The 21,686-nt window shown below is 54.3% G+C and carries 17 protein-coding genes; 6 read left to right on the top strand and 11 right to left on the bottom strand.

Translation table 11 applies throughout. From position 1 onward, the window contains the following. The first annotated feature begins 26 nt into the window (after positions 1–26). From surA to apaH, 5 genes are read left to right on the top strand one after another with little or no spacing between them, the layout of a single operon-like run. Positions 27–1,313 (top strand): peptidylprolyl isomerase SurA, encoded by a 1,287-nt coding sequence (gene surA, locus M8013_RS04780; RefSeq protein ID WP_271266666.1) that lies wholly within the window; start codon positions 27–29, stop codon positions 1,311–1,313. Next, positions 1,313–2,299, top strand: a complete 987-nt coding sequence (gene pdxA, locus M8013_RS04775) for a 4-hydroxythreonine-4-phosphate dehydrogenase PdxA (protein WP_271266665.1) — start codon at positions 1,313–1,315, stop codon at positions 2,297–2,299. The genes surA and pdxA overlap by 1 nt, the downstream gene beginning before the upstream one ends. Then, complete coding sequence (gene rsmA, locus M8013_RS04770; protein ID WP_271266664.1) at positions 2,296–3,117, top strand: 16S rRNA (adenine(1518)-N(6)/adenine(1519)-N(6))-dimethyltransferase RsmA; 822 nt, start codon at positions 2,296–2,298, stop codon at positions 3,115–3,117. Before pdxA ends, rsmA begins: the two co-directional genes overlap by 4 nt. Positions 3,118–3,120: 3 nt before the next feature. Continuing rightward, positions 3,121–3,498 (top strand): Co2+/Mg2+ efflux protein ApaG, encoded by a 378-nt coding sequence (apaG, locus tag M8013_RS04765; protein ID WP_271266663.1) that lies wholly within the window; start codon positions 3,121–3,123, stop codon positions 3,496–3,498. 3 nt (positions 3,499–3,501) lie between these two features. After that, positions 3,502–4,350 carry a bis(5'-nucleosyl)-tetraphosphatase (symmetrical) ApaH gene (apaH, locus tag M8013_RS04760; RefSeq protein ID WP_271266662.1) on the top strand — a complete coding sequence of 283 codons (849 nt, stop codon included), beginning with the start codon at positions 3,502–3,504 and terminating at the stop codon, positions 4,348–4,350. A 43-nt stretch (positions 4,351–4,393) separates the two neighbouring features. Here apaH and folA read toward each other — a convergent pair whose 3' ends face one another. The 3 genes from folA to kefF all read right to left on the bottom strand — a co-directional run bounded on the left by folA (position 4,394) and on the right by kefF (position 7,377). Next, positions 4,394–4,873, bottom strand: a complete 480-nt coding sequence (folA, locus tag M8013_RS04755; protein ID WP_271266661.1) for a type 3 dihydrofolate reductase — start codon at positions 4,871–4,873, stop codon at positions 4,394–4,396. A gap of 115 nt (positions 4,874–4,988) precedes the next feature. Then, positions 4,989–6,854: a glutathione-regulated potassium-efflux system protein KefC gene (kefC, locus tag M8013_RS04750; protein WP_271266660.1), complete on the bottom strand. Its 1,866-nt coding sequence runs from the start codon at positions 6,852–6,854 to the stop codon at positions 4,989–4,991. Continuing rightward, positions 6,847–7,377 (bottom strand): glutathione-regulated potassium-efflux system oxidoreductase KefF, encoded by a 531-nt coding sequence (gene kefF, locus M8013_RS04745; protein WP_271266659.1) that lies wholly within the window; start codon positions 7,375–7,377, stop codon positions 6,847–6,849. Before kefF ends, kefC begins: the two co-directional genes overlap by 8 nt. 382 nt (positions 7,378–7,759) lie before the next feature. On the opposite strand from kefF, the gene M8013_RS04740 reads away from it, so the two are divergent. After that, complete coding sequence (locus M8013_RS04740; RefSeq protein WP_271266658.1) at positions 7,760–10,609, top strand: autotransporter family protein; 2,850 nt, start codon at positions 7,760–7,762, stop codon at positions 10,607–10,609. Positions 10,610–10,660: 51 nt separating this feature from the next. Here the strand turns inward: M8013_RS04740 and M8013_RS04735 are convergent, their stop codons facing one another. The 8 genes from M8013_RS04735 to ileS form a co-directional block, all read right to left on the bottom strand. Then, positions 10,661–10,894: a YgdI/YgdR family lipoprotein gene (locus tag M8013_RS04735; RefSeq protein WP_271266657.1), complete on the bottom strand. Its 234-nt coding sequence runs from the start codon at positions 10,892–10,894 to the stop codon at positions 10,661–10,663. A 140-nt stretch (positions 10,895–11,034) separates the two neighbouring features. Next, positions 11,035–14,259, bottom strand: coding sequence for a carbamoyl-phosphate synthase large subunit (gene carB, locus M8013_RS04730; protein ID WP_271266656.1), 3,225 nt, complete (start codon positions 14,257–14,259; stop codon positions 11,035–11,037). An 18-nt stretch (positions 14,260–14,277) separates the two neighbouring features. Further along, a complete protein-coding gene (gene carA / locus M8013_RS04725) occupies positions 14,278–15,426 on the bottom strand; it encodes a glutamine-hydrolyzing carbamoyl-phosphate synthase small subunit (protein WP_271266655.1) in 1,149 nt (382 codons plus the stop codon). A 456-nt stretch (positions 15,427–15,882) separates the two neighbouring features. Then, positions 15,883–16,704: a 4-hydroxy-tetrahydrodipicolinate reductase gene (gene dapB, locus M8013_RS04720; protein ID WP_271266654.1), complete on the bottom strand. Its 822-nt coding sequence runs from the start codon at positions 16,702–16,704 to the stop codon at positions 15,883–15,885. A 196-nt stretch (positions 16,705–16,900) separates the two neighbouring features. Further along, on the bottom strand, positions 16,901–17,851 hold the full coding sequence (ispH, locus tag M8013_RS04715) for a 4-hydroxy-3-methylbut-2-enyl diphosphate reductase (protein ID WP_271266653.1): 951 nt from the start codon (positions 17,849–17,851) through the stop codon (positions 16,901–16,903). Further along, the gene (gene fkpB / locus M8013_RS04710) at positions 17,832–18,302 is read right to left on the bottom strand and encodes an FKBP-type peptidyl-prolyl cis-trans isomerase (protein ID WP_271266652.1); all 471 of its coding nucleotides are present in this window, start codon (positions 18,300–18,302) and stop codon (positions 17,832–17,834) included. Before fkpB ends, ispH begins: the two co-directional genes overlap by 20 nt. Before the next feature lie 53 nt (positions 18,303–18,355). Then, the gene (gene lspA, locus M8013_RS04705) at positions 18,356–18,856 is read right to left on the bottom strand and encodes a signal peptidase II (protein ID WP_271266651.1); all 501 of its coding nucleotides are present in this window, start codon (positions 18,854–18,856) and stop codon (positions 18,356–18,358) included. Continuing rightward, the gene (ileS, locus tag M8013_RS04700) at positions 18,856–21,672 is read right to left on the bottom strand and encodes an isoleucine--tRNA ligase (protein ID WP_271266650.1); all 2,817 of its coding nucleotides are present in this window, start codon (positions 21,670–21,672) and stop codon (positions 18,856–18,858) included. The genes lspA and ileS overlap by 1 nt, the downstream gene beginning before the upstream one ends. Positions 21,673–21,686: the final 14 nt, after the last annotated feature.

The following is a 21,686-nucleotide window of genomic DNA, read 5'->3' as shown; positions in this document are numbered from 1 at the left end:
ATTGCGGTAATTGATATGGAAAAAGTATGAAGAACTGGAAAACGCTGCTGCTCGGTATCGCTATGGTTGCGAATACCAGCTTCGCGGCCCCACAGGTTGTCGACAAAGTCGCTGCCGTTGTGAACAACGGTGTGGTACTTGAGAGCGACGTTGATGGTTTAATGCAGTCTGTGAAGCTCAACGCGGGTCAGGCAGGTCAGCAACTTCCGGATGATGCCACACTGCGTCATCAGATCCTTGAACGTCTGATCATGGATCAGATCGTACTGCAAATGGGTCAGAAAATGGGTGTGAAAATCTCTGATGAGCAGCTCGATCAGGCTATCGCCAACATTGCTAAACAGAACAACATGTCTGCCGATCAGATGCGTAGCCGTCTGACCTATGACGGTGTTAGCAATTCAACCTATCGCAACCAGATCCGCAAAGAGATGCTGATTTCTGAGGTGCGTAACAATGAAGTTCGTCGTCGCGTCACTATCCTGCCGCAGGAAGTCGAATCACTGGCTAAACAGGTCGGCAATCAGAACGATGCCAGCACCGAACTTAACCTGAGCCACATCCTGATCCCGCTGCCAGAAAACCCGTCTTCCGACCAGGTTGCTGACGCAGAAAGCCAGGCGCGTTCGATTGTTGAGCAGGCACGTAACGGCGATGACTTCGGCAAACTGGCTATTACCTATTCTGCTGACCAGCAGGCGCTGAAAGGCGGACAGATGGGCTGGGGACGTATTCAGGAACTGCCTTCTATCTTTGCCCAGGCACTGAGCACGGCGAAGAAAGGCGATATCGTTGGCCCGATTCGTTCCGGCGTCGGTTTCCACGTGCTGAAAGTTAACGATTTGCGTGGCCAAAGCCAGAGCATCTCCGTGACCGAAGTCCACGCTCGCCACATTCTGCTGAAACCTTCCCCGCTCATGAATGACGATCAGGCACGGACCAAACTGGAGCAAATTGCCGCCGATATTCGCAGTGGTAAAACCTCCTTTGTGAACGCGGCGAAAGAGTTCTCTCAGGATCCGGGTTCTGCCAATCAGGGCGGCGATCTGGGCTGGGCGGCTGCAGACATTTACGATCCTGCCTTCCGTGATGCGCTGATGAAAATGAACAAAGGTCAGCTTAGCGCCCCGGTTCACTCCACCTTCGGCTGGCACCTGATTGAGCTGCTGGACACCCGCAATGTGGATAAAACCGATGCAGCGCAAAAAGACCGTGCGTACCGCATGCTGTTCAACCGTAAGTTCTCTGAAGAAGCCGCAACCTGGATGCAAGAACAACGCGCCAGTGCCTACGTCAAAGTTCTGAGCAACTAATGAAACTGCATCGTGTGGTCATCACGCCCGGCGAACCCGCCGGGATTGGTCCCGATTTGGTCGTCCAGCTCGCCCAGCGCAGCTGGCCGGTCGAACTGGTTGTCTGCGCAGATGCCAGCGTGCTTGAGGCGCGGGCGAAGCAGCTCAATCTGCCGCTGACGCTGCTACCCTACTGCGCGGAAAACGCGCCCCTTCCACAGCAGGCGGGCACGCTCACGCTGCTGCCCGTTGCGTTGCGCACGTCGGTTATCCCCGGTCAGCTCAGTACGGAGAATGGTCATTACGTGGTGGACACGCTGGCGCGCGCCTGCGATGGCTGCCTGAGCGGTGAATTTGCCGCACTGATTACCGGGCCGGTCCATAAAGGGGTGATCAACGATGCGGGTGTCGCCTTTACCGGGCATACCGAGTTTTTTGAAGAGCGCTCGCACAGCCCAAAAGTGGTGATGATGCTGGCGACCGAGGAACTACGGGTCGCGCTGGCAACAACCCATCTTCCGATCAAAGCCGTCTCTGATGCTATCACCCCGGATCTGCTGCATGAGGTCATTACGATCCTGCATCACGATCTGCGGACTAAATTCGGCATTAATGATCCGCACGTGCTGGTGTGCGGCCTCAATCCGCACGCGGGTGAAGGCGGACACATGGGCACGGAAGAGATCGACACCATCATTCCGGTACTGGATACGCTGCGGGCACAGGGAATGAATCTCAGCGGGCCCTTGCCTGCCGATACCCTGTTTCAACCGAAATACCTCGGGAATGCTGACGCCGTGCTGGCGATGTACCACGATCAGGGCCTTCCCGTGCTAAAATACCAGGGCTTTGGCCGCGGCGTGAATATTACCCTCGGTTTACCCTTTATTCGCACGTCTGTTGACCATGGTACTGCGCTTGATTTAGCAGGACAGGGTAAAGCAGATGTCGGCAGTTTTATTACGGCGCTTAATCTCGCCATCAAAATGATTGTTAATACTCAATGAATACTAGAGTCCATCAGGGCCACTTAGCCCGTAAACGCTTCGGGCAAAACTTCCTTAACGATCGATTCGTTATCGAAAGCATCGTTTCAGCGATTAATCCACAAAAAGGCCAGGCAATGGTCGAAATCGGTCCAGGTCTTGCCGCACTGACTGAACCGGTGGGTGAACGTCTCGACGAAATGACTGTTATCGAACTGGATCGCGATCTCGCCGCACGCCTGCAAACGCATCCGTTCCTTGGCCCTAAGCTGACTATCTATCAGCAAGATGCGATGACCATGAACTTCGGCGAGCTGTCAGAGAAGCTCGGTCAGCCGCTGCGCGTGTTCGGTAACCTGCCGTATAACATCTCCACGCCGCTGATGTTCCACCTGTTTAGCTATACTGATGCCATTGCCGACATGCACTTTATGTTGCAAAAAGAGGTCGTCAACCGACTGGTTGCAGGACCAAACAGTAAAGCGTATGGTCGATTAAGCGTGATGGCGCAGTACTATTGCCAGATTATTCCGGTGCTCGAAGTACCGCCAACGGCCTTTACGCCTGCGCCAAAAGTCGATTCTGCGGTGGTTCGTCTGGTTCCTCATGCCGTTGTACCGCATCCGGTTAAAGAGCTGCGCGTGCTGAGCCGCATCACCACAGAAGCCTTTAATCAGCGCCGTAAAACAATTCGTAACAGCCTTGGTAATCTGTTTACTGTTGAAGTGCTGGCGCAGTTGGGCATCGACCCGACAATGCGTGCGGAGAACATTTCCGTTGAACAGTACTGCAGGCTGGCAAATTACATCAGCGAAAATGCGCCGCCGAAGGAGAGCTAAGCCATGATTGATTCGCCCCGCGTATGTGTTCATGTACAAAGCATCTATGTTGAGTCCCAATCCACACCGGACGAAGAGCGCTATGTTTTTGCTTACACTGTAACCATTCGCAATCTGGGGCGGATGCCTGTGCAACTGCTTGGGCGCTACTGGCTTATCACTAACGGCAATGGCCGTGAAATCGAAGTCCAGGGCGAAGGTGTCGTCGGTGAACAACCGCACATCGAGCCCGGCGAAGAGTTTCAGTACACCAGCGGCGCGGTCATCGAAACGCCAATGGGTACCATGCAAGGCCATTATGAAATGGTCGATACCGACGGCAATACGTTCCGTATTGCCATTCCTGTTTTCCGTCTGGCTGTTCCAACACTCATTCACTAAAACATGTCTACATATCTCATTGGTGACGTTCACGGTTGCTACGATGAACTGATCGCGTTGTTAAAGCAGGTGAATTTTACCCCGGGTACTGACACATTGTGGCTGACGGGCGATCTCGTCGCGCGTGGCCCTGGATCGCTGGAAGTATTGCGCTTCGTGAAGTCGCTGGGTGACAGCGTCCGGGTTGTCCTCGGCAACCACGACCTACATCTGCTGGCCGTCTTTGCAGGGATCAGCCGTAACAAACCTAAAGACCGCATCACACCGTTACTGGACGCACCTGACGCCGATGAGCTGATTAACTGGCTTCGCCGTCAGCCGCTGCTGCAGATCGACGAAGAGAAGAAACTGGTGATGGCACATGCGGGCATCACGCCGCAGTGGGATCTGCAGACCGCGAAAGAGTGCGCACGCGATGTGGAAGCGGTGCTGGCCAGCGACTCGTATCCCTTCTTCCTTGATGCGATGTATGGCGACATGCCCAATAACTGGAGCCTGGAGCTTAGCGGCGTTGCGCGCCTGCGCTTTATCTCTAACGCTTTTACCCGCATGCGTTACTGCTTCCCGAACGGCCAGCTGGATATGTACTGCAAAGACGTGCCAGAAAATGCACCCACGCCGCTTAAGCCGTGGTTTGCGATCCCCGGGCCAGTAACGGAACAATATAGCGTGATCTTTGGCCACTGGGCCTCGCTCGAAGGCAAAGGGACCCCTGAGGGCATCTACGGGCTGGATACCGGCTGCTGCTGGGGGGGCGATCTCACGTGTTTGCGCTGGGAAGATAAAGCGTATTTCGTTCAGCCATCGAACCGGCGGCTGGATTTAGGCGAGGATGAGGCGGTCGCCTCGTAGCGGTGGACTGCACCTCTCCCGACGAGAAAGGTGCAGTAATACATTAGCGGCGCTCAAGGATCTCAAAGCAGTAACTGTGCGAATTTTGCGCATCGGCATCATGGAATTCGCTAAAGACCGATTCCCACTCGTCAGGATCGTAGTCCGGGAAATGGGTATCCCCTTCCACTTCGGCATCAATATGCGTCAGATACAACTTCTGCGCTTTTGGCAGGAACTGCTCGTAAACACGACCGCCACCAATCACCATCACTTCTTCGGCATCACCGCATGCAGCAATGGCGTCTTCAACAGACTTAACCCATTCGACACGATCGTCCGTGTCCGGCTGGCTGCTTATAACAATGTTTTTACGCCCCGGTAACGGACGCCCGATTGACTCCCAGGTCAGGCGGCCCATAACTACCGGCTTGTTCAACGTTGTACGTTTAAACCATGCCAGATCGGCAGGTAGATCCCACGGCATGGCGTTTTCCATACCAATCACGCGATCTATCGCTAATGCCGCAATCAGACTGATCATTGATTAATTCCCGGATGCAAAAAAATTGCCGCCACTATACGGAAAGCTTAATCTTTCGTCGACTGGCGGCGGAGTAAAGAAGCGGAAATATTTTATATTTGCTGGCAACCCCGCTTCACGCTACAGGTTTACTCTCCGGCTCGTCCTGTGGATCCCCGGTATGCTTGCCCTCTTCCGTTCCTTGCCAGCCATGACGCTGCGTCAGCGACAGATGATTACGATCTTCATTAATGATCTCGGTTAGCATCGCGCTGGTGCGTTTGACGACTGCCGCGCGCGACGATGCATCGTTTTCCGTCAGTTCGACCATCTCTTCGACCATCTCCAGATTAAACCGGCGGAACAGGTCCGCACGTTCCCGGGCTTCATACGCGCCCAGACCGAGGCTTTCCAGCGCCAGTCGGCCAGATTTAAGTGCTCCCTCGAAGGTTTCACGCTCTGCGGTCTCAATGCCTGCCTGACGCAGCTTGATGTAATGATCGACATCACGGGCGCGGGAGATGATTTTCAGATGCGGGAAATGCGCCAGCACCAGCTCTGCCAGCTGCAGGCTGTTCTTCGGATCGTCAATCGCATTGATCAACACTTCCGCCTTGCGCGCGCCGGCGGATTCAAGCAGATCGATTCGGGTGGCATCGCCATAGAACACTTTCATATCGAACTTACGCAGCGTTTCGACATGGTCAGGATCATGATCGAGGATGACCATTTTCACCCCACTGGAAAGTAACAAACGACCCGCGATCTGCCCAAAACGGCCAAACCCGGCAATGATCACCCGCGGCTGTTCTTCGTCTATTTCATCTGCCTCGCGCGCCTGACCGCTGTCATTCGCCTCCAGGCGACTCAAGATCACCAGCAACAGCGGGGTAGCCGCCATCGACAGCGCAACCGCCAGCGTCAGCGCTTTGGCCCACTCGGGATCCAGCACATTTGCCATATTTGCCGCACCAAATACCACAAACGCGAATTCGCTCCCTTGCCCCAGCAGCACGGCAAACCAACGGCGTTGCTTATTGGGTACCTTCAGTGGGCGCGCAACCAGCCAGAGCATCGCCATTTTGATTACAAGGAACCCTACCAACAGGGTCGCGATACGCAGCGGATGGCTGACTAATGTACCGAAATCGACTGACATCCCGACCCCGATGAAAAAGAGTCCCAGCAGCAGCCCTTTAAAGGGCTCGATATCGCTTTCCAGCGCATGTCGGTACTCCGAGCTTGCCAGCAGGACCCCAGCCAGAAACGCGCCCATCGCCATAGAAAGCCCGGCCTCTTCCAGCATCAGCCCGAAGCCAAATACCAAAAACAAGGCCACGGCGCTGAACACTTCCCGCAGTCCAGAGCGTGCCACAAAGCGCAGCAGCGGTCGGCTGACGTAACGTCCGAGCAGAATCACCAGCGTCAGTGCCCCGGCGACTTTTAACGCCGAGAGGGCAAAGGCACCAAGCGTGGTGGACGCCCCCGAGACCGCCAGCAAGGGGATCATCGCCACCAGCGGGATTGCGGCGATATCCTGGAACAGCAGAACCGAAAAGGTGCTGCGTCCCAATTGCGAAACGGTGAGATTACGCTCGTTCATCGCCTGCATCGCAATAGCCGTGGATGAGAGCGCCAGCGTCATGCCGATAAGCTCTGCCACCTTCCAGTCCATACCCAGCAGGATGCAAAAACCGCCTAAAAGTAGACCGCAGGCCAACATCTGCAAAGCGCCTCCGCCAAACACCGACGCCCGCAGTTTCCACAGGCGACGTGGATCCAGCTCAAGCCCGATGACAAACAGCATCAGCACCACACCGATTTCTGCAAAATGCAGGATCGCCTCAGCATCGGTGACCAGCCGTAATCCCCACGGCCCAATCACACAGCCAGCAATCAGATACCCAAGCACGGATCCTAACCCCAGCCGGACAGCAATCGGTACAATCAGCGCCGCAGCCCCCAGATAAATAAGCGCCTGTATCAGCGTGTGGCTATCCATGATGCGCCTCCTGCCAGTCGAGTAAACGTTGCTTATAATGTCGCGCCTGCGTCTGCAGGGTCTCGTCGTCGCAGACAAACGTGCAGTGCATCGCGAATGGCGCAAGCCAGTTCAGCCCGCAGTACAGGGCGGTGGCCTCCAGCGGCTGTGCCAATACCTCAAAGCCGGGATGGGAGCCGATGTTAAAGTGTTGCTCGCCGCCCCCGGTAGTCACAGCCCACAGCAGGCTTTTGCCCTGCAGGGCTTTCGCGTTATGTCCGTAGGCCCAGCCGTGGGAGAAAACTTTGTCGATCCAGAGCTTGAGCAAAGGGGGCGCACTGTACCACTGCATAGGATGCTGCCAGACGATGAGATCGGCCCTGGCAAGGGCGGCCTGTTCGGCTACGACATCAATATTGAAATCAGGATACAGCTGATAGAGAGAGCGGATTTCCACCCCTTCAACTGACCTTGCCTGTTCAAGCATCCGCTTATTCGCATGGGAGTGGTGCGGATAAGGATGGGCGTAAATGATGAGTATCATGATTAACCTGGTTTAACGTCTTTCTTGTTGTAGCTGTCAGTGTAGTCATGAAAGGGTGGCGTTTGAAGGGGCTTACGCCCTCGCGGCGCTTAACCGCAACGATTGGCAAACCGGTCAAGAGTGAAGATTATCTTTGCTGCTCAATCAATAATAAAAAATTATAATATTTAAGATATCGATCGATTGCCTTTTAAAAATAAAAATATCGCAATTATTAATTTAAAATTAATACAGACTTTAAAATGAATTGGTATACATCGGGGTTTTTAGATTCAATAATTTCAATTTTAAGTTAATAATTTATCCTTTAAAAACAGTTATTTACAAATAATTACCTTCTTATTATGATACGCATTCATTTTCATCACAATTGGATGTGGCAATGAACAAAAATCAACTTCAATTAAATAAGACGACCAAGTCTTTAAAAGTCCTTTTTCCCGCATTATCAGCCCTGATGGCATTTACACCCTTAATGGTATGTGCTGAAACAACAATTACGCGTTCGACGGATACCACCCAGGTTTTTTCTTCAGATAATGAATACATCATAAATAAAGGCGTGAGTATCCACCCTTCCACCAGCGATCCTTCTGTAACGCTTTCAGGCAGCACCATCAATAAAGTCACAAATAATGGGGAGATTACCGGTCAGGGTGACGCGCTTTATATCGCCACCGGCGGGCAAACGCTTGAGGTAAATAATGAGGAAGATGCCATTATCAACTCCACCAGCGGCAACGGGATTACCGTCATCGATATGGGGGGGACGATAAAGAACGCCGGGAACATCACTGGCGCAGAGAATGGGATCAAAATCAAAGAAGACTCTTCCAGCTTTAATATCGCTAACACCAATACGGGGCTTATCACAGGTAAAACCGCCCTTTCTACCGACGCTGGCTTCACGCTTGATAATGACGGTACCTTCAACGGCCTGGCCGGGAATGGGGTTGAGCTTCTGAAGTCTGGCAAAAGTAAAATCGAAAACAACGGGACAATCCAGGGTACCCTCAACGGGGTGATCGCATCGGATGATAACAGGCTTCAGCTCATCAACTCCGGTCTGATTAAAGGTACAGAAAGCGCAATTACCTTTAATAGCACCCAAAACAACTCCTTAACCCTGAAAGAGCATTCTCAACTTGATGGCGATGTTTTCTCCGGAAATTCAAAAGGTAACACCTTAACTCTGCTTGAGAGGGGTTCAGAAGACAGCAATTTCCTGGGTCTGAATGATGAGGATGGTTTCGCTTCGCTGACAATGGACGGTACAGAGTGGTCTCTGACCGGCAATGTCGATGTCATCGGTTCTGGCGACTCTATTCTGGTCAACACGGGCAAGCTGACACTGGCAGGCACTGTAAAAAATGACAGCGGCAATACCCTGATTGCTGACAGCGCGATGTTGCAACTGGGCGACGGCACGAATACCGGCTCGCTGACCGGTAACGTTACCAATAACGGCACCTTTTTCTTTAACCAGGGCTCCGATTCCATTTTCGCCTCAGATATGTCCGGCAGCGGTAAGGTGGAAAAAATCGATGCCCACCTGCTAACCCTGACCGGAAATAACAGCTACACCGGCAATACGCTGCTGAAAAGCGGCACCACGCTGGTCGCCGAAGGGGCAACGCTGGGAAGTGCTGGCAATACCGCAACCGTCACGGTGGATAACGGTGCTACCTTCGCCAGTGCCGGTACTGTGAATAACAATGTCGATATTCTCAGCGGCGGCGTACTGGCCTCCTGGAATGCGGTAGCAGGCAATAACCCGACCAGCTCCGAGACAGTCAATACCATCAACGGCAATGTCACCAACAGCGGCACACTGCAGATCAGCGGCCTGAATGACTATGTAGGTAATAACTTCACCATTAACGGCGATTATACCGGTGCGAGTGGCAGTCAGATCGTGATGAACAGCATCCTGGGCGATGACAGTTCAGCGACCGATCATCTGAGCATCACCGGCAATAGTGCAGGTCAATCCGGCGTCAAACTCAGCAATATTGGCGGCCTCGGGGCGCAAACGGTCAACGGGATCGAAGTGATCAACGTGGGCGGGAATTCTGATGCGTCCTTTAGCCTGGCGAAACCTGCCGTCGTGGGTGCCTGGGAATACAATCTGAATCAGAAGAGTGATGGCAACTGGTATCTGGAATCCAAAACACCGCCAACGCCTACTCCTCCCGATGACGATCAGGGCGACAACACCGACAACGGAGGTTCAGACGATAATACCGATAACGGTGGTTCCGACGATAATGCTGACAACGGCGGTAACAATGAGCCAGAAGTGATGGCCCCTGAAGTCGGTGCTTATCTGGGTAACTACCTTGCCGCTCAGGGTATGTTCCTGCACAAGCGCGACGATCGCGATCAGCTGACTTTGCGTGACACCGACGACCTGAATACCTGGATGTACGTTAAAGGCCGCTATCACGACAACGATATTGCTGGCGGCAAAGTCAGCTACGACACGACTGAGTATGTGATGCAGGTCGGCAGCGACTTCATCAGTAAGCAGCTTGATACCGGAGTTCTGCATAGCGGGATGATGTTCGGTGCCGGCCAGGCGAAAACCGACTCAACCGCGCGCTACAACGACCGTAGCGCTCAGGGTAAAGTTGATGGTGTGAACGTGGGCCTGTATGCCACCTGGCAGGAAGACGAGCAACTGCGTAAAGGCAGCTATATCGACAGTTGGGCCTCTTTCGGCTGGTATCACAACAAGCTGAGAAGTGACGATCGCAGTAATGAGTCCTACAACAGCCAAGGTTTCGCCGTGTCGCTGGAAGCAGGTCACGCGTGGATTGTGGGTTCTGAAAATGAAAGAACCTGGAAGATCGAGCCGCAGATTCAGGCAGTCTATAGCTATCTTGACCAGGAAAATCACACTGACGTCGACGGTGTTCGTGTCTCCACCCTCGATAACGACAGCGTACTGGGTCGCGTTGGGGTGAAAACCAGCTACTTCAACCAAAAAGATGTGCAGGCATGGCAGCCGTATGTCGCCGTTAACTGGTTAAAAGGCGCAGGTCAGAACGACATCGCCCTCAATGGCGAGAAATTCACGAATGATACCCCAGATGACCGGGGTCAGCTGGAGTTGGGCATCAGCGGTAAGCTGAACCCAACCACCATGATCTCGTTACGCGCCAACGGCGAATGGGGTGAAAACAGCTACGATGCCTATGGCGGTCATATCCTGTTGAACCATCGCTGGTAATTGCCTTAACGTAAAAAGACATGCAGTGGCACAGGCCACTGCATTTTTTTATCAGTTTTTCAGTTCACCCATCGATTTAACCTGATCGCGGTTAATCTGTTCCGTCTGACCGGTCTCGGCATTTTCAATAGACATCATTCCCGTATCGTCATCTACCTTCGGTTTTCCGTCGGTGACGATAGTTTTGCCATCGGTGGTTTTCACCGCCTGGTTGGAGGAGCAACCGGCAACGGTAAACAGTGCTGCGGCAGCAAAAATTGAGGTCATCAGAAGTTTATTTCGCATGGTGTTCTCCCTGCTTTTCAGTTGGATTTAATTATCACGCTGATAACTTTAGACTAACTGAGTGATGGGAGTTGAAAAAGCAGAAGGTTCTGAAGAGAGGATTAAAAGCCCGATGACGAAGTGCCACCGGGCTACAAGCGTTACTTGTTAATCTGTGCGTGCATTTCCTGCACTGAAATCACCTTCTCGGTGGCATCCGCATTCAGCGCCATGGCTGTAGCGAAACCGCCGTTCAGGGTGGTGTCGTAGTGCACTTTGTACTGCAGCGCGCTGCGGCGAATCAGTTTGGAGTCTTCAATCGCCTGACGCCCTTCGGTGGTGTTGATGATGTAGGTGTATTCGCCATTCTTGATACGGTCCTGAATGTGCGGACGACCTTCATGCACCTTGTTCACCAGGCGCGGGTTGATGCCTGCTTCACCCAGCACAATCGCGGTACCGTGGGTGGCATCCAGTTCAAAGCCCTGTTTGAGCAATTTCGCCGCCAGATCCACCACACGCTCTTTGTCGCCTTCACGGACAGACAGCAGCGCGCGGCCCTGTTTCTTCATGGTCGAGCTGCTGCCCAGTTGCGCTTTAGCGAAAGCCTCAGCGAAGGTGCGGCCCACACCCATGACTTCACCGGTAGAGCGCATTTCTGGCCCTAACAGCGGGTCAACACCCGGGAACTTGTTGAATGGCAGAACCACTTCTTTGACCGAGTAATACGGCGGGATGATTTCTTTGGTCACGCCCTGCTGTACCAGCGTCTGGCCTGCCATCACGCGTGCCGCCACTTTTGCAAGCGGGACACCGGTGGCTTTAGAGACGAACGGTACGGTACGCGCCGCACGCGGGTTGACCTCAATCAGGTAGACTTCGTTATCTTTCACCGCGAACTGAACGTTCATCAAACCACGAACCTGCAGCTCGAAGGCCAGCTTCTGCACCTGCTGGCGCATCACATCCTGGATTTCCTTGCTCAGGGTGTATGCCGGCAGAGAACATGCAGAGTCGCCGGAGTGAACGCCCGCCTGCTCGATGTGTTCCATGATGCCACCAATCAGCACCATTTCGCCGTCGCAGATGGCATCGACATCCACTTCAACCGCATCGTCGAGGAAGCGGTCCAGCAGCACCGGTGCATCATTGGAGACGCTGACGGCGGTCTGGAAGTAGCGGCGCAGGTCGGCTTCGTCATAGACGATTTCCATCGCACGGCCGCCCAGCACGTAAGATGGGCGCACGACCAGCGGATAGCCAATCTCTTTTGCCTTCTCAACGGCCATTTCAATGGCGGTGACGGTGGCGTTAGCGGGCTGTTTCAGCTTCAGGCGGTCTACTGCCTTCTGGAAACGCTCGCGGTCCTCAGCACGGTCAATCGCATCCGGGCTGGTACCGATAATCGGCACACCTGCTGCTTCCAGCGCACGCGCCAGCTTCAGCGGGGTCTGGCCACCGTATTGCACGATAACGCCTTTCGGCTTCTCGATGCGCACGATTTCCAGCACGTCTTCCAGGGTTACCGGCTCGAAGTACAAACGGTCAGAAGTGTCGTAGTCGGTCGAAACCGTCTCTGGGTTACAGTTGACCATGATGGTCTCGTAACCGTCTTCGCGCAGCGCCAGAGAGGCGTGTACGCAGCAGTAGTCAAACTCGATACCCTGGCCGATACGGTTTGGACCGCCGCCGAGGACCATAATTTTATCGCGATCCGTGGAGGGGTTCGCTTCGCACTCGTCTTCGTACGTGGAGTACATATAGGCGGTGTCGGTAGCGAATTCCGCCGCACAGGTATCCACGCGCTTGTAAACCGGGTGCAGGTTGTACTGGTCGCGCAGCTTACGGATTTCCGATTCGCGTACGCCAGCAAGCGTCGCCAGACGTGCATCGGCAAAGCCTTTGCGCTTGAGCATACGCAGGAAATCAGCGTCGAGACCGGTGATGCCCATCTCCGCAACCTGCTCTTCCAGACGCACCAGCTCTTCAATCTGCACCAGGAACCAGCGATCGATGTTGGTCAGGTTAAACACGCCGTCGACGGAGAGGCCCGCGCGGAATGCGTCAGCGATATACCAGATACGCTCTGCGCCTGCATCCTTCAGTTCGCGGCGGATTTTGGTCAACGCTTCCGGGTCATCGAGGCTCACTTTCGGGTCAAAGCCCATTGCACCCACTTCCAGGCCGCGCAGCGCTTTCTGCAGGGATTCCTGCTGCGTGCGGCCAATCGCCATCACTTCGCCGACGGATTTCATCTGGGTGGTCAGACGGTCGTTCGCGCCCGCAAACTTCTCGAAGTTAAAACGCGGGATCTTGGTCACAACGTAGTCGATTGACGGCTCGAACGAAGCCGGGGTACGCCCGCCGGTGATGTCGTTCATCAGCTCGTCGAGGGTGTAACCCACCGCCAGCTTGGCCGCCACTTTCGCAATCGGGAAGCCGGTAGCTTTCGATGCCAGTGCGGAAGAGCGGGATACGCGCGGGTTCATCTCGATAACAATCAGGCGACCGTTTTTCGGGTTAACCGAGAACTGGACGTTAGAACCGCCGGTTTCGACGCCGATTTCACGCAGTACCGCCATCGAGGCGTTACGCATGATTTGGTACTCTTTGTCGGTCAGGGTCTGCGCAGGCGCCACGGTGATGGAGTCACCGGTGTGGATACCCATTGCGTCGAAGTTTTCGATTGAGCAGACGATGATGCAGTTGTCGTTTTTATCACGCACCACTTCCATCTCGTACTCTTTCCAGCCAATCAGCGACTCATCAATCAGTAGCTCTTTAGTGGGGGAAAGATCCAGACCGCGCTCGCAAATCTCTTCAAACTCTTCGCGGTTATAAGCGATACCGCCGCCGGTGCCGCCCATGGTAAAGCTCGGGCGGATAATGCACGGATAACCGACGTCAGCGGCAACCGCCAGCGCTTCTTCCATGGTATGTGCGATACCAGAACGCGCCGTATCGAGGCCGATTTTCTTCATTGCCACGTCGAAACGACGGCGGTCTTCGGCTTTATCAATTGCGTCGGCGGTGGCACCAATCATGGTGACGCCGAACTCGGCCAGCACGCCCTGACGCTCCAGCTCCAGCGCGCAATTCAGCGCCGTCTGGCCGCCCATCGTTGGCAGTACGGCATCCGGACGCTCTTTTTCGATGATTTTGCGTACCACTTCCCAGTGAATCGGCTCGATGTAGGTCGCATCAGCCATTTCCGGGTCAGTCATGATGGTCGCCGGGTTGGAGTTCACGAGGATAACGCGGTAACCCTCTTCACGCAGGGCTTTACACGCCTGTGCTCCGGAGTAGTCAAATTCACAGGCCTGGCCGATAACGATCGGGCCAGCGCCAAGGATCAGGATGCTTTTTATGTCTGTACGTTTTGGCATGTTGTTCTCGGCTCCTGATTATTTAGCGGTCTGACGGTATTGCTCGATAAGTTCGATAAAGTGATCGAACAGCGGCGCGGCATCGTGAGGGCCTGGGCTCGCCTCCGGGTGTCCCTGGAAGCTGAACGCCGGTTTATCGGTGCGATGGATACCCTGTAAGGTGCCATCGAACAAGGATTTGTGCGTCACGCGCAGGGTGGCAGGCATTGAATCCTCATCCACCGCAAAACCGTGGTTCTGCGCGGTAATCATCACCGTGTCGTTATCGATATCTTTCACCGGGTGGTTACCACCGTGGTGACCGAACTTCATCTTCACGGTTTTTGCCCCACTCGCCAGCGCTAACAGCTGATGGCCGAGGCAGATACCAAACACCGGAATATCGGTTTCAAGGAACGTTTTAATCGCGGCGATCGCGTAGTCGCAGGGTGCCGGGTCGCCAGGGCCGTTGGAGAGGAAGATCCCATCCGGGTTCATCTTCAGCACTTCATCAGCCGGGGTCTTCGCCGGGACGACCGTCAGGCGGCAGCCGCGGTCAACCAGCATGCGCAGGATGTTGCGCTTGGCGCCGTAATCGTAAGCCACCACGTGGAATGGCAGGTCGCCTTCATTTTTCGCTTCCGGCAGGTCGCCTTCCAGCGTCCAGCTTCCCTGGGTCCAGCTGTAGGATTCTGCCGTCGTGACTTCTTTCGCGAGGTCCATTCCGTTAAGCCCCGGGAAGGCTTTGGCTTTTTCTTGTGCCAGTGCCACATCCAGATTGTCGCCGGCGATGATGCAGCCGTTCTGTGCGCCCTTTTCACGCAGCAAACGCGTCAACTTACGGGTATCGATATCGGCAATCGCCACAATGTTATGGCGTTTCAGGTAGGAAGAGAGGTCTTCGGTATTGCGGTAGTTGCTGGCAATCAGCGGCAGGTCGCGAATAATCAGACCTTGTGCATGTACCTGGGAGGACTCTTCATCAGCAATGTTGGTGCCGACATTTCCGATATGGGGATAAGTAAGAGTAACGATTTGGCGGGAATAGGAAGGATCAGTGAGGATTTCTTGATAACCGGTCATTGAAGTATTGAAAACGACTTCCCCAACCGCCGAACCTGTTGCCCCTATGGCCCGACCGATAAACTGGGTTCCGTCTTCCAGAACCAATAGCGCTGACTTAATCAAAACACCCTCCAGAGAATATTCACTCACTTTATCTGCATATTAATTCACAACCATGGTGTGAAGCAATGCAAATTTGCTGCATGTGGATTTTCGGCAAACGGCGGCATTCTGGGGATTTGGCAGGGTAAAGTCAACTGAAAATGCGTATTTTGTTTGTTGTTTTTGCGCCACTGATGGCTGATAAGCTTGTTAACGGGCAAAAAGATCAACTAAATCACCTGAGAAAACGCTTGCGGGTCAGATTTAGTATCAACAAAACAATCAGAGCCTGAAAAACCAGACCGTTTGGTCAAAATTCGCAACAGAGAGTCAAAAAAAGAGAGGAAAAGATGTTATTACACGAGACTGGAACAAAAATTAAGTCAAAATTGAATAAAATAAAAGGGCAATAAAATATTGCCCTTTGCAATCAAGTAATTATGACTGCAATAACCACATCACGAAGGGTAAACTTGTTTATAAACTATTGAGATCAAGCACGTCACGCATGTCGAAGAGACCATTTTTCTTGCCTTTTAACCAAATTGCGGAACGAACGGCGCCATTTGCGAAAGTCATCCGACTGGATGCTTTATGGGTGATCTCAACGCGCTCGCCAATATCAGCAAAGATGGCGGTATGTTCACCGACAATGTCACCGGCACGCACGGTCGCAAAACCAATGGTACCAGGCACGCGCTCACCGGTATGACCTTCACGGGTGTAGACGGCACAGTCCTTCAAATCTTTGTCCATCGCCTGGGCAATCGTCTCGCCCATAGCCAGCGCAGTGCCTGACGGCGCATCGACTTTATAACGGTGATGCGCTTCGATAATTTCGATGTCGGTATAATCGCCCATCACCTTCGCCGCTTTCTCCAGCAGCTTAAGCATCACGTTAACACCGACGCTGAAGTTAGCTGCAAAGACAATCGAAACCTCTTTAGAAGCCTCCAGAATCGCCTGCTTGCCCGCGTCATCAAAACCGGTGGTGCCGATAACCATGCCTTTGCCATGCTGACGGCAGAACGCCAGATGAGTCAGCGTGCCTTCCGGGCGGGTGAAATCGATAAAGACGTCGAAGTCGTCCTTAACCGCTTCCAGGCTGCTTTGTACGGTGACACCTGATGTGCCAGTCCCCGCCAGTTCTCCGGCATCTGCGCCTAATAATGACGAGCCTTCACGCTCCAGCGCCGCACCAAGACTGACGCCATCCATCTGCAGCGTGGCCTGAATTAACTGACGGCCCATACGGCCACCCGCGCCAGCAATCGCGACGCGAACCTGTGCATCATGCATAGTTATTCTCTTACGTTAAAATGATGTAAACCGTTTTCAGATTAACCAGCCTCTGACGAAGCCGCCATCCTAAAACGCCTATAATTAGAATTTAATGATAAACAGCGGGAAGTATCAGTAAAAGACATGATTTAGCCGCACGAGACGGCAAACAAAAAAAAAGCCAGCAATGAATTTGCTGGCTTGATTTGGCAGGTTACTCGACTTCTTTTGCGTCGATACGCAGCTCTTTAGGCACTTCGAAGACGATGTTCTCTTCGCGGCCCGCCAGCGGAATGGCTTCACCGCCTCCCAGCTCCTGTAACCGTGCAATGACGTTCTGCACCAGGATATCCGGCGCAGAGGCCCCGGCGGTCACGCCAACGCATCCCGCGCCTTTAACCCACACTTCCTGAATATCAGTCGCATCGTCGATCAGGAACGCCGCTTTCCCCATGCGCTGTGCCAGTTCGGCCAGACGGTTGGAGTTAGACGAATTCTTAGAGCCAACGACCAGCACTACATCAGCCTGTTCCGCCAGCGCACGCACGGCTTCCTGACGGTTAGTGGTGGCGTAGCAGATATCGTCCTTACGCGGGCCGACGATTTTTGGGAAGCGCTGGCGCAGCGCATCAATCACCTCGGACGTATCATCCACCGACAGCGTGGTCTGGGTCATAAACGACAGTTTCGCTTCGTTTTTGACGTCCAGCGTCAACACATCTTCCGGCGATTCAACCAGGTACATCCCCCCTTTCGGGTTGCTGTACTGGCCCATCGTGCCTTCGACTTCCGGGTGACCCGCGTGACCAATCAGGATCGATTCCTCACCACGGCGGCTGGCGCGTGCCACTTCCATATGCACTTTGGTAACCAGCGGACAGGTCGCATCGAATACGGTCAGATCGCGGCTTTTCGCTTCGTTACGGACCGCCTGCGAGACGCCATGGGCGGAGAAAATCAGGATCGCGCCATCCGGCACTTCGCTGATCTGTTCGATAAAGATCGCCCCGCGCGTACGCAGGCTATCGACCACATAGCGGTTATGCACCACTTCATGGCGAACATAAATGGGCGCGCCGTAAAGCTCCAGCGCGTTTTCGACAATGCTGATAGCGCGGTCTACTCCGGCACAGAAACCGCGCGGGTTAGCCAACAGGATCTGCATTCACTTCCTCCAGTACCGGATCGATTTCCAGTACTTCAACATCAAAATGGACGGTACGCCCGGCGAGTGGGTGGTTAAAATCGACGGTGATCGAGTCGCCGTTGATTTCACGGATCACGCCAGGCATTTCGCTGCCATCCATTGCGGTAAAGAGCATAATCGCGCCGATTTCCGGTTCACCCGCATCCATAAATTCACGTCGCGAGAAATACTGGATCAGATCCGGAGTCGGTACGCCAAATGCGGCATCCGGCTCCAGCGTAAAGGCTTTTTTCTCACCTTCTTTCAGACCCAGCAGCTGCTGCTCAAGACCTTCAGACAGGGAGGTATCGCCCAGACGGAACAGCGCCGGTTTGCCGTTATTGCGGGTGGACTCCGCCGTGGAGCCATCATCAAGTTTCAGCGTGAAATGAACCAGCATCGCGCTATTAGACTGTACGGATTTGGACATGCAATTTTGCCTGTTGTTTTGCCCGGCGGCGTTACGCTACCGGGCAGATTGTGTTACGCCTGTTTCTTCGCCGCGGCGTTAGGCAAGAAGCCTTCCAGCACGATTAACGCTGCACCGATACAAATTGCGGTATCGGCCAGATTGAAAGTCGCGAAGTGCCAGTTGCCGACGTAGAAGTCGATCATATCGACCACGAAGCCGTGCCACAGACGGTCAAACAGGTTACCCAGCGCACCGCCAATGATCAGCGCGTAGGCGATGTTATTCAGCTTTTGCGTGGCTTTGCCGCGGTACATCAGCACCGCCAGTACCACACAGATACCGAGCGCAATACCGGCGAAGAACCAGCGCTGCCAGCCGCCGCTGTCAGCCAGGAAGCTAAACGCCGCGCCGTAGTTGCGCGCATAGTGCAGATTCAGTGACGGGAACAGCGGCACCGTATCCCCCAGAGCGAAATTCTGGAGGATCAGGTACTTGCTGCCCAAATCAATAATCAGCACGACCACTACCAGCCACAGCCAGCGCAGTCCTGTTGAACAGAGAGATTGGCTCATCAGGCAAACTTACGTTTTTCGCCAGCACCGGCGACGTTACTGACACAGCGTCCGCAGATCTCTGCGTGTTCCGCCACCTGACCAACATCGGTGGTGTAGTGCCAGCAGCGCGGGCACTTCTCACCGTCGGCTTTCACCAGCACCACTTTCAGCCCTTTGAGCAGTTCGCTCTGCTGGGCATCAGCGCTGGCATCTGCATAATCCGCAACACGGGCACCGGAGGTCAACAGGACAAATCGTAATTCATCGCCCAGCGCGGTTAGCTTCGCCGCCAGCTCAGGTTCGGCATACAGGGTCACCGCAGCTTCCAGCGAGCCACCCACTTTCTTATCAGCACGCGCCTGCTCGATCACCTTGTTCACTTCGCCGCGCACTTTCAGCAGCTCGTCCCAGAAGGTATCGTTCATTGCTTCGGTTTCGCCCAGGCCAAACAGCCCTTCATACCATTCACCGGTAAAGACATACTTCTCACGGTCGCCCGGCAGGTAGCCCCAGATTTCATCTGCGGTGAAGGACATGATTGGCGCCATCCAGCGCACCAGCGCTTCTGCGATATGGAACAGTGCGGTCTGGCAGCTGCGACGCGCCACGCTGTCCGCTTTCGCGGTGTACTGGCGATCTTTGATGATGTCGAGGTAGAACGAGCCCATCTCGATGGAGCAGAAGCGCATCAGGCGCTGTACCACTTCATGGAAGTCGTACGATTCGTACGCCTTCAGGATGTCGTTCTGTGCCGCTTGTGCGCAGCCTACTGCCCAGCGATCCAGCACGACCATCTCTTCCGGTTTCACCATGTCTTTTACCGGGTCAAAACCGTTGAGGTTTGCCAGCAGGAAGCGCGCGGTGTTACGAATACGACGATAGCTGTCGGCAGCACGTTTCAGGATCTCATCGGAAACGGCCATTTCGCCGGTGTAGTCGGTAGATGCCACCCACAGGCGCAAAATATCGGCGCCCAGCTTGTTCATCACGTCCTGCGGAGAAACGGTGTTACCGATGGATTTGGACATTTTGCGGCCCTGACCATCAACGGTGAAGCCGTGAGTCAGTACCTGGCGATACGGCGCTTTGCCCTTCATGGCGGTAGAGATCATCAGCGATGACATAAACCAGCCGCGGTGTTGGTCAGACCCTTCCAGATACATGTCGGCAGCGTGACCGGTAAATTCCGGACGCACATCAATGACGGAGGAGTGGGTTGAACCGGAGTCGAACCACACGTCGAGGGTATCTGGCACTTTTTCGTAGTTATCAGCGTCAGCGCCCAGGATGTCGCGGGAATCAAGATCCCACCACGCCTGAATGCCGTCCACTTCAACACGCTTAGCCACTTCTTCCATCAGTTCCAGCGTGTTTGGGTGCAGTTCTTGCGTCTCTTTGTGCACGAACAGAGACATTGGCACACCCCAGGTACGCTGACGGGAGATACACCAGTCAGGACGGTTGGCGACCATCGATTCGATACGCGCCTGGCCCCAGTCCGGGATCCACTGCACGCCTTTGATCTCGGAAAGCGACTGCGCACGCAGGCCTTTCTGATCCATGCTGACGAACCACTGCGGGGTCGCACGGAAGATGATCGGCGACTTATGACGCCAGCAGCACGGATAGCTGTGCTGCATTTTTTCAACGTGCAGCAGCGACCCGTTGTCGCGCAGCATGTTGACGATGATGTCATTGGCTTTAAAGACGTTAACGCCATCCAGAGTCGGATAAGTGCCTGTCAGGTAAGCGCCATCCGGGCCGACCGGATTCGCGATTTCCAGACCGTATTTCAGGCTGATGTTGTAGTCGTCAGGACCGTGGCCACCGGCGGTATGAACCGCACCGGTACCGGCTTCGAGCGTGACGTGATCGCCCAGAATAGCCGGGACATCGAAGTCGAGGAACGGGTGTTTGAAGCGCATCAATTCCAGCGCATCGCCGTTCACGGTACCGAGAACGGTGTAATCCGCAATGTTCGCGCGTTTCAGTACGCTTTCGACCAGCTCTTTTGCCAGGATCAGCGCCTGACCGTCGATCTGCACCAGTACGTACTCGATCTCTGCAGAGAGAGAGATGGCGCGGTTAGCAGGCAGGGTCCACGGAGTAGTGGTCCAGATAACCAGCGAGACCGGGCCGTTTACAGCCGCTACGCCAAATTTGGCTTTCACCGCATCCTGATCTACCGCGTGGAACGCCACGTCGATAGAAGGAGAGGTTTTGTCATAATACTCGACTTCCGCTTCTGCCAGCGCAGAACGGCAGTCCACGCACCAGTGCACCGGCTTAGCACCTTTGTGCAGGTGGCCGTTGCCGATGATTTTGGCCAGCGCACGGATGATGTTGGCTTCTGTTTTGAAGTCCATGGTCAGGTACGGACGCGACCAGTCGCCCAGCACGCCCAGACGGATAAAGTCTTCGCGCTGACCGTTCACCTGGGTGGCCGCGTATTCACGGCATTTTGCGCGGAATTCGGCAGCGGTAAATTTCTCGCCCGGCTTACCAAACTCTTGCTCCACTTTCAGCTCGATCGGCAGACCATGGCAGTCCCAGCCCGGAACGTAAGGGGAGTCATAACCCGTGAGACCTTTGGACTTCACGATAATGTCTTTCAGAATCTTATTTACAGAGTGACCAATATGAATGCTGCCATTCGCATAAGGAGGGCCATCATGCAGAATGAAGGTTTTTTTACCTTTTTTGGCCGCACGAATGATGCCGTACAGGTCATCATCAGTCCAACGCGCCAGCATTCCCGGCTCACGCTTGGCGAGGTCGCCGCGCATCGGGAACCCTGTTTCCGGCAAATTCAGGGTCGATTTAAAGTCACTCATTAGATTCTCGGTTC

Source organism: Silvania confinis, assembly GCF_025564085.1.
Lineage (GTDB): Bacteria > Pseudomonadota > Gammaproteobacteria > Enterobacterales > Enterobacteriaceae > Enterobacter > Enterobacter confinis.
The sequence above is the reverse complement of the archived record's forward strand: the minus strand, read 5'-3'. Positions and strand labels throughout refer to the sequence as shown.

What these genes read in the sequence shown, in the direction of transcription:
- M8013_RS04740 (WP_271266658.1), top strand. Translation starts at nt 7,760, where the DNA reads ATGAACAAAAATCAACTTCAATTAAATAAGACGACCAAGTCTTTAAAA.
- kefC (WP_271266660.1), bottom strand. Translation starts at nt 6,854, where the DNA reads ATGGATAGCCACACGCTGATACAGGCGCTTATTTATCTGGGGGCTGCG.
- dapB (WP_271266654.1), bottom strand. Translation starts at nt 16,704, where the DNA reads ATGCATGATGCACAGGTTCGCGTCGCGATTGCTGGCGCGGGTGGCCGT.
- carB (WP_271266656.1), bottom strand. Translation starts at nt 14,259, where the DNA reads ATGCCAAAACGTACAGACATAAAAAGCATCCTGATCCTTGGCGCTGGC.
- ispH (WP_271266653.1), bottom strand. Translation starts at nt 17,851, where the DNA reads ATGCAGATCCTGTTGGCTAACCCGCGCGGTTTCTGTGCCGGAGTAGAC.
- folA (WP_271266661.1), bottom strand. Translation starts at nt 4,873, where the DNA reads ATGATCAGTCTGATTGCGGCATTAGCGATAGATCGCGTGATTGGTATG.
- fkpB (WP_271266652.1), bottom strand. Translation starts at nt 18,302, where the DNA reads ATGTCCAAATCCGTACAGTCTAATAGCGCGATGCTGGTTCATTTCACG.
- apaH (WP_271266662.1), top strand. Translation starts at nt 3,502, where the DNA reads ATGTCTACATATCTCATTGGTGACGTTCACGGTTGCTACGATGAACTG.
- rsmA (WP_271266664.1), top strand. Translation starts at nt 2,296, where the DNA reads ATGAATACTAGAGTCCATCAGGGCCACTTAGCCCGTAAACGCTTCGGG.
- surA (WP_271266666.1), top strand. Translation starts at nt 27, where the DNA reads ATGAAGAACTGGAAAACGCTGCTGCTCGGTATCGCTATGGTTGCGAAT.
- ileS (WP_271266650.1), bottom strand. Translation starts at nt 21,672, where the DNA reads ATGAGTGACTTTAAATCGACCCTGAATTTGCCGGAAACAGGGTTCCCG.
- lspA (WP_271266651.1), bottom strand. Translation starts at nt 18,856, where the DNA reads ATGAGCCAATCTCTCTGTTCAACAGGACTGCGCTGGCTGTGGCTGGTA.
- apaG (WP_271266663.1), top strand. Translation starts at nt 3,121, where the DNA reads ATGATTGATTCGCCCCGCGTATGTGTTCATGTACAAAGCATCTATGTT.
- kefF (WP_271266659.1), bottom strand. Translation starts at nt 7,377, where the DNA reads ATGATACTCATCATTTACGCCCATCCTTATCCGCACCACTCCCATGCG.
- M8013_RS04735 (WP_271266657.1), bottom strand. Translation starts at nt 10,894, where the DNA reads ATGCGAAATAAACTTCTGATGACCTCAATTTTTGCTGCCGCAGCACTG.
- pdxA (WP_271266665.1), top strand. Translation starts at nt 1,313, where the DNA reads ATGAAACTGCATCGTGTGGTCATCACGCCCGGCGAACCCGCCGGGATT.